Origin of the sequence: Prolixibacter denitrificans (genome assembly GCF_003014495.1) — a bacterium.
Classification (GTDB): domain Bacteria; phylum Bacteroidota; class Bacteroidia; order Bacteroidales; family Prolixibacteraceae; genus Prolixibacter; species Prolixibacter denitrificans.
Genome location: NZ_PYGC01000024.1, coordinates 1 through 10,391 on the forward strand (window position 1 = coordinate 1; position 10,391 = coordinate 10,391).

The 10,391-nt window shown below is 34.8% G+C and carries 7 protein-coding genes; all 7 read right to left on the reverse strand.

From position 1 onward, the window contains the following. Positions 1 to 85 precede the first annotated feature (85 nt). Complete coding sequence (locus tag CLV93_RS19905) at positions 86 to 367, reverse strand: hypothetical protein (RefSeq protein ID WP_146142098.1); 282 nt, start codon at positions 365 to 367, stop codon at positions 86 to 88. Positions 368 to 379: 12 nt separating this feature from the next. Next, on the reverse strand, positions 380 to 1,042 hold the full coding sequence (locus tag CLV93_RS19910; RefSeq protein ID WP_146142099.1) for a hypothetical protein: 663 nt from the start codon (positions 1,040 to 1,042) through the stop codon (positions 380 to 382). Positions 1,043 to 1,052: 10 nt separating this feature from the next. Beyond that, entirely contained in the window at positions 1,053 to 2,654 is a 1,602-nt protein-coding gene (locus CLV93_RS19915) for an AAA family ATPase (RefSeq protein ID WP_106543995.1), read from the reverse strand. Then, on the reverse strand, positions 2,641 to 6,180 hold the full coding sequence (locus tag CLV93_RS19920; RefSeq protein WP_106543996.1) for an Eco57I restriction-modification methylase domain-containing protein: 3,540 nt from the start codon (positions 6,178 to 6,180) through the stop codon (positions 2,641 to 2,643). Before CLV93_RS19920 ends, CLV93_RS19915 begins: the two co-directional genes overlap by 14 nt. 2 nt (positions 6,181 to 6,182) lie before the next feature. After that, positions 6,183 to 9,542 (reverse strand): helicase-related protein, encoded by a 3,360-nt coding sequence (locus tag CLV93_RS19925; RefSeq protein WP_106543997.1) that lies wholly within the window; start codon positions 9,540 to 9,542, stop codon positions 6,183 to 6,185. Next, on the reverse strand, positions 9,543 to 9,842 hold the full coding sequence (locus CLV93_RS19930) for a helix-turn-helix domain-containing protein (protein ID WP_106543998.1): 300 nt from the start codon (positions 9,840 to 9,842) through the stop codon (positions 9,543 to 9,545). It lies immediately after the preceding gene. 381 nt (positions 9,843 to 10,223) lie between these two features. After that, positions 10,224 to 10,388 (reverse strand): tyrosine-type recombinase/integrase, encoded by a 165-nt coding sequence (locus tag CLV93_RS19935; RefSeq protein WP_425529592.1) that lies wholly within the window; start codon positions 10,386 to 10,388, stop codon positions 10,224 to 10,226. Positions 10,389 to 10,391: the final 3 nt, after the last annotated feature.

Below are 10,391 nucleotides of genomic sequence, written 5' to 3' on the forward strand. Positions count from 1 at the left end.
CGCATCTTAATGAACCGCTGTATACGAGGCCCGTACGTACAGTGGTGTGAGAGGTTCTCCGATAGGCATTTAGCCTATCGGCAGCCTACTCGATTACCAGCTGGCGTTGATTCACCAGTCTTTGTAAACCATTGATATTTTTATATTTAAGACTTATTTTCCATTGATATTCATGTTCTTTTCTGTCGGCTTGTGCGGAGGGGTATTTTTTATTTTTTGAAGGGGAGGAGATTTTTAATTTTTCTTCTGGGGTTGGGCTGGCACACTCTTTGGCAAAGCTTTGGTTTAAGCGCTGGCTTGCGGGGCTTTGACAATGTGTGTGACTGGTGCGTTGGCTCATTTTACTTTTCTCTAAGTTTTCTTTCAATCTTCATAAAATTCAGATTCTAAAATAATTTCTTATTTTCTCGTATGCTGGTTCATAAGCTCTAAACTGTTTATTAATAGGAAAACATTTTGCGTGTAAAATTGGAATTACAGTTTGTGTTCCTCCGGCAACCTGATACCTATTTCCACAAATCATTAGAAAAGGACTTTTCCCTACTGGCTCGTAATAGGGTGGTTCATTCTGAATTCCTTTTGCTTTTGGGGTCGATTTTTCTACAAATTCAGCGCTTGAATAATACAAACCTAACTTTTGCAGCCAGTAATTTACCTGAAGCGACATAGGGAAAATATATTCAATACTTGGGTTTTCCTTGACTATCCGTTTAATATTTTCATTTCCTTCTACAGCTTTGTCTTCTGGGATGTAAACAGTTTTACTTTTAGGAGCATGAGGTAAAGCTGAATTGCAAAGATTCGTTATGTAAATTTCTTCTGGTTTGATTTTTCCGTTTGTTATATCGGTTATCTGATTAAAAGCGGATGCAGCTAAACCATATTTACTTTTAAATGACCTGTCCTTGATGGTGTTGTCGAAAAAATAATTAGCAAATAACACATATTCAGCCTGCGTATTGGAATTTTGCAACCGTGGGTCGTGACCAATTAGCAAAGCTCTTGGTGCGTGTTCTTTTGGTTTCCAATCAAGGGTTTTCATTAGCATTCAATTACTTTGCTTTTAGTTTGTTTCCTAATTCCTCAATTAATTTGTCTTTACCTGCAATTGCCGATGTAAGTTTTGCTATTTCTTTTTCCAGCTTGTCAATTGATTTGTTCTTCTTAACATTTTTAATTTCAGCTTTCAGTTTTTCAACGGCTGTAATTGTTACTTTCAATTCTGCTTCAAATTCCGGCTTTTCAAGGTCGTAGTGGCTAAAAGGATTCATTACAACTCCACGATGTATTGTAATTTCGTGAACTAATGCAGGGTCAATGTCTGTTTGGGATTCAATTGCAGTCCAGAAATCATCACTGGTTACTTCCTTTTGATTCTTCTTGTAAGCAACCGGAATTCTTTGTTTGTCGCAAATAGTTTTTACAATTCGTTCAAACTCCGTTCTTAGATAGACGGCTGATGCTTTGTAGTCTTTTTCGCTTAAATAATATTTTGCTTTTTCCAGATAACCGTTCTCATTAAAGATTATAGGAATTTCAAAATCATCGTCTTTTAACGATTTTGTATAAATTTCTGTGTATTTCCATTTTTCTGCGCCAAAATAATTCCGTACCAATTCGTACCATACTTTGTCATAAGTGGTCATTATCACCTGAAATTGTTTGTCATTGTCAACTTCAATGAAATGGTTTTTCAAAATATCGAGTAATGGCAAACGGTTACTCATGTCCAAGCCAATAAGCAAGTCATCGAGAACAAGAATTTTTAATGCACCTGAAAGTGGATTTACCTTTATAGAAGCTAAATACAAACTGATTGCAAGAGCCGATAAACGGGCTTCATTCAAAAAAAGCTGATGCTTTGGAATAGATTTTTCAAAGAAATCAATTTTAAGATTAATGTTATTTCCTCGGAGTTTTCTTCTTCCTTGATATTCAATTTTATCGAATTCCAGTTTAATTTTGACATTGGCACCGAAAAAACCCATAAAGGTATTCGTGTCTTTTTCAATATCAGAAATTAATTGAAGAAGGCCGGGATTGAATTTTTGTAAGAGATAGTTTTTGATATTTTCTTGATGGCGTTTTGATTGGAATTTATTAAAAATGTCGTTTTTAATTTCTTTCCATTCTTTCCCGATTTCCTTTTTTGAAAACCGATTTATTGAATCTTGCCAGATACCAGGTTCATTGGTTATTAAACTTCCGCCCCAAGAATATTCAAATTTACCGATGAGCAAATCGAACAAATCAACCTTGTCTTTATGACCCATGTGGGTACGTAACAAACTGCGGTAATCAAAGAATCCCTTAATTTTATTGGCATCTGCAATTAGGGTTTTGTCAGCACTGATTATTTCCTTGTCTGCTAGTTTTAGTTCAAAACTGGTGGTTTTGGAAGTTTCAGGAGATTCTTTAATATCTACCTTAATACTGGCGGTGTTTTTTTGAGAGGTAGGAACAAAGATATTTTCTTCCACATCTATTTTACCCACCGATGATTTTAAAAAGTCTTGAAGTGCTGTAAACAAAGAACTTTTACCGCTGCCGTTTTCGCCATAAACCATCAGGTTTTTACCATTTTTATCAAGGCAAATATGGTGTTCACCATAAAATGCCCTGTAATTCTTTATGTGTATATCAGTTATTCTCATTTTTGCCTTCAATTATTGCTATCTCCGGAATAGAGTTCATATAAAACAGGTTAATCCTAACAGGGTGTTCTTTTTCATTCAAGCGGTCAAACACCTTTTTACAAATCTTCATTTTTTGCTCATCACTCATGCTGTCTGTAAACTCCGGCAACTCGCCCATATGCTTAATGATTTCACGGTTGTGTTTTTTGAGCAAATCAGGGAAGTACAATTCGTATACCATGCCGTCAATGATTTGCTCGAAGTATGTAGGCATAAGTTGAGAGTCAATATCTTTAAGCTTAATGGATTTGAGAAAAATTATGTAATCCACTAATCTGACAAAAATGTTTTTCTCTTTAAAATTCTTAATTGGAAGTTGCTTAATTCCCTTTGGACCTCTCTGACCACTTCTAATTTGTGGGGTCTTACCTGGTTTAATTAGAATAATTTCGGTTTCACGACCATAGAAAGCAAGGAGTTTTGAATTTATAAGTGCGAGCAAGTATTTCAGTTCAATAACATCATTTTTTGGATGATATATGTTAAATAGTGAATAGTTACCAAAAACAAATTCATTCAAAAAAGTAGCAGTAAACTTTACATCAGATTGTCTTAAGAATAATTTAGGTCTATTGTATTCTTCAACTTTCCTTATATTAAACGGTCTTTGATGAGAACCTTTAGTTTTAAAATACCACTCATCAAATTCATCATTTAAGAGCGATTCTTTCTTTTTATCATGTATCAAATATGCATCAATGATAGGGGTGCAATAAGATTCATAAACCGAAGCCCCTCCTTTTAAAAATGGATATGCATTATTTACCTGCTTATCTCTTATAAAATATGCTTTTCCTTCAACCGTAGCATTTACGGCAACACCGGTATGGCTATCATAAAGTTGTTTAAGTAACTTGCAGTTATCTTCGATTAAGCTTATAACAGATTTGTTAGCAGAAATTGACCACGAATAATCATTTTCGACTATTTCACCTTGTTTTAGATATACTAAATTGTTTTTGTCAAGAGTTTCTTGGATTCTGATTTGGGAACCAATGGACTTAGCTTTATAGGCCGAAAAAATAACTTGCCCACTACCCACATTTTCAAAAGCCTTTAAACCTGTAATTAATTCATTCAATTTATAATTATCAGTTACATATTTTCGAATTGCTTTAAATGGATTTTCTAAGACGTTCAAATCCTGTATGTAAATAATAAAGGCATCTTGTCTTAAAAGAGAAAATCCCTTTTCCATAAAGAACATAGCAGAATTAATTCTCAATTTAGAACTTTCATTTACCAAAAAATTATAATTATTTCTAAGAGCAGATTCCATATTTGTATCCAAAACTCTTGCTTGTCTAGAATACCATGAGACATAAGGAGGATTGGCGATGACAATATTAAAACCTTCATTTCCATTCGCCAAATATGGATTCAACACTTCCGGAAAATCGAGTTTCCAGTCAAAATGGTTAAAAGGTTCATCAGGGTTTTTCAGCAGGTTTTTCAGTTTGTTAATCAGATTGTCAAATCCTTTAATTTGCAATTCGCGTTCGGTATTGTGTTTTATATCGGCAGTGGTAGGCATAAAGCCACCTTTTTGCACGGTTTTGCCAATATAAAGTTCTTTGTTAAACGATAGCTGGTTAATTAGCAATTCAATTTTCAGGTTACGGATTTCTGACTGTAATTTTTTCTTATTCTTGTTGTTGGGGTTAAAGTATTTCTTTTGCTTGTCTGCAACTTCTACCAACAAACGCTGCACATTCTTTACATATTCATCGGCTTTCCCCACGCTGCTTTTACGTTCCCAGTCAATTTCTACAATCTCGCCATCGAACTTACTTATCAGGCTATCGCCCACTACAATTTTGTAATCGAGGTTGGGAAGGGCTTTAGGCTTTTCTTCATCCACCACCAAACTCAGCCAGAAACGCAAACGGGCAATGTCAACTGCGCCTTTTTCAATATCCACTCCGTAAATAGAGTTTTGAATTATATTCAGTTTTGTTTGAGCAGGTTTCCATTCTTTATCGGTTTCGTATGCAATGAGTTCTTTAATGCTGAAAATTTCCTGTAATAAACCCATAGGAAAAGCACCAGAGCCGATTGCAGGGTCGCAGATTTTTACATTGTCAAGTGCTTTTTCAAGTTCAGCAATTTCAGATTTTAAAACATTATCAACTATTTTATTTTTCAGTAACTGATTTACAGCCTCCCTTTCGGCAACTTCATCTTTAATCTGTAAAGTGGTACACAAGTATTCAGTTAAACTTTCCTGGCACATGTAATGCACAATTTCCTTTGGGGTATAAAAAGCACCTTTGTCTTTGTTGTCCTCCAATAGGTTCTCAAATATATGCCCTAGCATTTCCGGGTCAACTGCTACGGTGTGGTCATCAGGGCTATCTTCGTAAACTGTAAAATTGAATGAATCCAGAAAGTCAAGAAAACCACGGGCATTACCGTTACTTTTTACCGTCAGGATATCATCTTCAAAATCGGGATGATGAAAGAGTTTTGATTTAAAGGTGAGTAAGTGTTCATCAAATTCTTCTTTATCAAATAAACCACCATTTAAAAAAGGAACTTTAACAATTTTGCCATCGGGCATTTTGAAATTGTCATTCGTTCGTTCTTTATTGAGTGTATCAAAGAAAAGAACTGTCAGCCAGTTGCTGTAAAAGGTGTTATTTCCGCCAGAATCTTTAAAAAGCCGTTTAATGAAATCCCCCAAACCATCGGAATAACTTGTATCGCTTGCACCCAGCCAACCTTTTTTCTGTACAAAATAAAGAAACACAATGCGCCCTAAAAGTTTTTTCACAAAATCACGGATTGGTTTGCTTGCTTTGTCTTTTTCCTCTTTTGTAGCGTTGGCAGGAAACGAAATATTGAAAACAGATTTTCTATAATTTGATTCCTGAAGGTAATCGCAAAAATTTTGGTAGTGAAGAGTATATTCATCAAAGAATGCTTTGCTGAGTTTTTCAACAGAGAAAGCATTTACAAGTGATTGAAAATTAATTTCTTTTTCTGTGCTAAGTACTTCAAATCGTTCGGCAGCCGTTTTACAGGTTTCCGAAGGACCTAATAAAAAAGTGTATCGTTTTGCATTAGTAGTTTTCTCTTTTACACCTTTTTCGGTCAACACACTGTCTTTGGCAACCAATGTAAGCCTCCAAACATTTTTATTTGCAGGTGCAACAAAGTTGATTAATGCCGCTTGACCTGCAGTGAGCAGTTTGCGAACATATTGTTGAATGGCAACTTTACTGTGTTCAATCCTTACTTTTGGCTGCAACAAAACTTCGTAACAGGTAATTTCAGTACTATCGTCCAACTGGATATTTCCATAAATCCAAACTTTATCAATGGCAGTTGATTCCGATTTATTTGGAATAACCGGTGCTGGAACTAAACCAGAACTTAGCGTAAAACCAGAACTGAAAACCGGACTTAATACTTCCCGTGCAAAAAGTATCCTATCGTAAGGTTTGTGCAAAGCATTTTGTAATTGAATTCTGTTAGCTGCCATAATTAACTGAAACTTTGTGTTAAAACAATTTGTGGATTTACTATACCTCTGTTTGTTTTTTCGTAATGTAGACCTTCCTCTAAATTTGAAGATAAATCGTATCTGTCAAGAACCGAAATGAAAAGTTTATCAATAAATTTGTCTGGTTCCTTAATCAATCCCGCATTTGAAGTGAAATAGTCGTTGATAGATTTAGGCAAACCCTTTGATGCAAATGTTCCTTTTTTGATAATATCTAATGCACGTAATAAAGCCATCCTTTTTTGTTCGGTAGGTGCAATTTTTACGATTGCATTGATGTTGGAAATAGCTTTATTCTCCGCGGGACTTAGATTTTTCCTTGAAACAGTTTGAACATTCTCCTGATTTTTTTCTGACTTGAAATAATCCAAACCAGCTAAAGTTTGCTTGTGATGCAGTTCGTGAAGTTCAATTGCTTTTTCATTTTCGGGAGCTTTGAAAATCTTAACTGCCTGTAAAAAATTCATCTCAATTATATTCATTTCAGGAGTTATCAAACAAAAGATTCCCGGATGATTTTCACTTTTCAAATAAGTTAGTGAAGTACCCTGCAACGGGTAATTCATTTCTCCGTTTTCTGTATCAAGTAAAGTCAATTGCCTGCCTTCCGGTACTTTTCTTCCACATCTGGCTTTGTTTGGAATTTTTGATATATCAATGAAAATCTTGGGGTGTTTCTTTCTGAAATCTCTAAGTTCATTCAGATATTTAAGAATTTCGCTTTCCTCTTTTTGAATCTTGTTTCCGAATAAAGCACCTTCACCTTTTTCTTCGAGTATGGAAAATACTTTGTTGTCCTCGCCAAAAGCAGTATGAAATGCCTGTAGTTTTCGCAAAGCATTATTTACAAGATGAATTTGTGCATCACCATGAGCAGAAGGATAATAGTTGAACACGTAAATTCTATCAGCCTTTGAGCCAATTCGGTTAACACGTCCGATACGTTGCATTAAACGGGTTGAGTTCCAGGGCACATCATAATTTACTATCAAATTGCTTCGGTGAAGGTTTATTCCTTCTGCCAAAACCTCGGTTGTAATTATAATATCATAATCATCCTGCCATTTTTCTTCTTCAAGGTTTGCATCAAAATTATCCCTGATTGTGTTTTCAACATGTTTTCGGTTTTCAGCACTTACAGTAAGAACCTTTTTCTTAGTAATCTTCGAAAGTTTTAACGTTAATTCTTCTGCTGTTTCTTTTGATTCTGAGAATATGATTAGTTTACCGCTAACATTCTTTTTCGGTTGAAAAAATTCATCCTGAATCTGCTTTGCAAATTCAATGAGTTTCGGGTCTTTCTTAACTTTCTTCCATCGTTCGATTAAATCATCAACCTTTTCCTTATCCTGCATTAATAGGGCAACAAATTTTTTATCAAAAGCATCTTTTTGATATTCTTTGTTGTTTCCACCTTTCTCATTGATTTTTGCTTCTATTTCATCGTAACTTAACCCTTCTTCCAATAGTTTGTTTATGTCCAGGTCAGGGGCAATAAAAACACGGTTATCATCGAACATTCCAATCATATTGTCAATAGCTTTCTGAAATCTGGAAAGTGATTGGGTAAAGGCATAAAAACTACTTTCAAGACGTTTAACCAACAGAGTTTTCATAATTGCCGATAATCTTCCCGATATGGACTCAACGTTACCATACATTTTTTTGTCTTCCTCCTTGGTCAAAAATTCAATTGCCCGGTAACGGTAATAACCCAAGCCATCCACTTTATTTCCTACTTCATCAAGATTCGTAATAAGTGAAACTGTATCAAAAAAGAGTTCGCTTAATTTTCCGTCCAATTCATAATACAGTGGAATTGGGTCACCTACTTTGGGAAATTTTATTCCCTGAATATCCAAATCTTCCAGATATTCTTTATTGCTTTCAATATCGGTTCTTGTCCTGCGGATTACCAATGGTTCAACAACATCATCACGTAATTTTTGAAAAAGTGCTTTTAGTTTTTTTAGGTTTAATTTCTTCTCGTAAGCCAGCTTTTTGTACTGCTCATTAATTGGTTTGAAATATTCCTGAAGGTTTCTAATATTTTCAAGAGTACTGTTTCTCCTGTCTTGGAAAAGGTAAAGTTGATTTTCAATGTCTTGCGGTCTGTTATTTAATGGGGTTGCAGAAATTAGGATTACCTTCTTTCTTGAGTCTCCGTTTTCCGCAGCTCTCGACCGTGGCATTTTACAAATCTCCTGCAACGCCAAATACATTTCGGTATAATCGTTTCTGAATTTATGCGATTCATCAACAGCAATTAAATCAATTTCCTCAGGATTTGGATAAGAATAGTTTTGTCTGTCGAGAATCTTATGCAGACTGCCAAGGGTGATGAATGTAAAATGATTGTCAAGTTCAAAATCTTTTACTGTTCGTCTCCAACTATCCTCAATTGCAGGCGGAACGACAACTAAAATCTTTGTATGTGTTCCATTTTCGTAAATGAACTTTTTAATAATCATGCATGCAATAATGGTTTTCCCCAAACCAACAACATCAGCCAAAACAAAGCCGTTGTGTTTCATCATTATTGCATAGCCTTGATTGGCAGCATCTGATTGATATTTTAAACGAATGTATTTTGGTGGAAGGAGTAAATCAATATTGTAAGGGTCGTAATCAACTCGTTTACCAAAATACTCTATGAGCATTTTTATATAAAGTTCAAACGGAGTAAAATCGTCTTTCAAATAGGTTTGGTTTTTTATTCTATCTGCTTCTGCTTGCAAAATTGGAACTGATTCAGCCCAAAGTCTTTCAAATTCTTCTGTTGCAAACTTCACATCTTCATATTCTCGTAAGCTTACATTAAATTCGTAATTCGATTCTGGATTGGAACCAAGTCCGGCATCTGTCAAATTTGATGAGCCGGTAATTACTTCACATGGTGCGTATTCATTAAATGAGGCAGTTCGAAAAATATAAACTTTTGCATGAATCTTCTTTTTAGGGTGTGCTCTCAATTCAATTTTGCCACTAACCAAATCTTCAATGAATTGTAAAATTCCTTTTTCTGTTACTTCATCGTAGTTGGCTTCCTGAATATTTTTGATAATTTCTACTAAAAAATCTTCTTTAGTTTCTTCAGGATTTTCAAGGTACAACTGTCCTTTGTCGTGATATTTTTTAATTAATTTGTCAACATTAATTCCAACCAGAATTCTGATTTTAGGAATTTTGTCAAGGAATGCACGAACTTTGAAGTAACCGGAAGTCCTGAAATAACCAACCAAAGCATCGAAATGACGAATACTTTCAATATTTGTAAATACACCCTCAAATTTTTTGAGTAAGCTATTATCGTCCTGATTTGTAAAAAACTTTGTTGGCATCTATTGTTTCTTCTTTTTTAATTGATTAATGACTTCATCCAACCCTTCTATCAAATACTCTAATTTCCCATAATTTGAATTAACGCTGTCAACCAGAAATTTTATTTGCAGCTCTTTGTAATCTTCATTTAGTATTTGACTTAATGGTTTTAGATAGTCAATTGAAATAGGTCGTTCTCCACGCTCAACCTTACTTAGAGTAGATGTGTCAATGTCGAGTTGTGCAGCAACTTTTCTAAGTGGAAGGTTTTTTTCTTCTCTCAAACGTCTGATATATACACCAAAAGATTCTTGTTCCATTTGACTAATTTATTTGGACAATTTTGTCAAATATACACAATTTCTTGTTTCCGTTCTTATGTGGGAAGGCAAATTTGGCTCTTTGGCAAGCTTTGGTTTTAGCGATGGCTTGCGGGGCTTGACAATGTGCCAAATGTGGGCAGGCAGAAAAATTAAAAATGTGCGTTGGGAAAAATAAAAAATACAGAAGGGTCGGCAAGGGGTGTCGGCTAATTCTATTTCTACTTAATATTTCATTTTCATTTTGTCCTGTCACGATGGTTTACTTTTCAAATTTCAGTTGATTTCGTCTTTTTTCACGCTTGCTGGTAACTAGTTTATATGTGTACTAAAAGTAACAGATATTTCCCATATGGGAGTGTTATGTGTACCTTTGGTATCTTATATTTTGAGATCATCAAATGGGTTTTTAATGTTTTGCAATGCACGGTTACTTACGTGTGTATAAATCTCTGTTGTTTTTGACGATTTGTGTCCAAGCAATTCCTGAATATACCGAAGGTCGGTCCCATTCTCCAGTAAATGGGTAGCAAAGCTATGACGCAAACA

Coding starts and splice junctions, on each gene's coding strand:
- CLV93_RS19915 (WP_106543995.1), bottom strand. CDS start 2,654: ATGAGAATAACTGATATACACATAAAGAATTACAGGGCATTTTATGGT.
- CLV93_RS19930 (WP_106543998.1), bottom strand. CDS start 9,842: ATGGAACAAGAATCTTTTGGTGTATATATCAGACGTTTGAGAGAAGAA.
- CLV93_RS19910 (WP_146142099.1), bottom strand. CDS start 1,042: ATGAAAACCCTTGATTGGAAACCAAAAGAACACGCACCAAGAGCTTTG.
- CLV93_RS19920 (WP_106543996.1), bottom strand. CDS start 6,180: ATGGCAGCTAACAGAATTCAATTACAAAATGCTTTGCACAAACCTTAC.
- CLV93_RS19925 (WP_106543997.1), bottom strand. CDS start 9,542: ATGCCAACAAAGTTTTTTACAAATCAGGACGATAATAGCTTACTCAAA.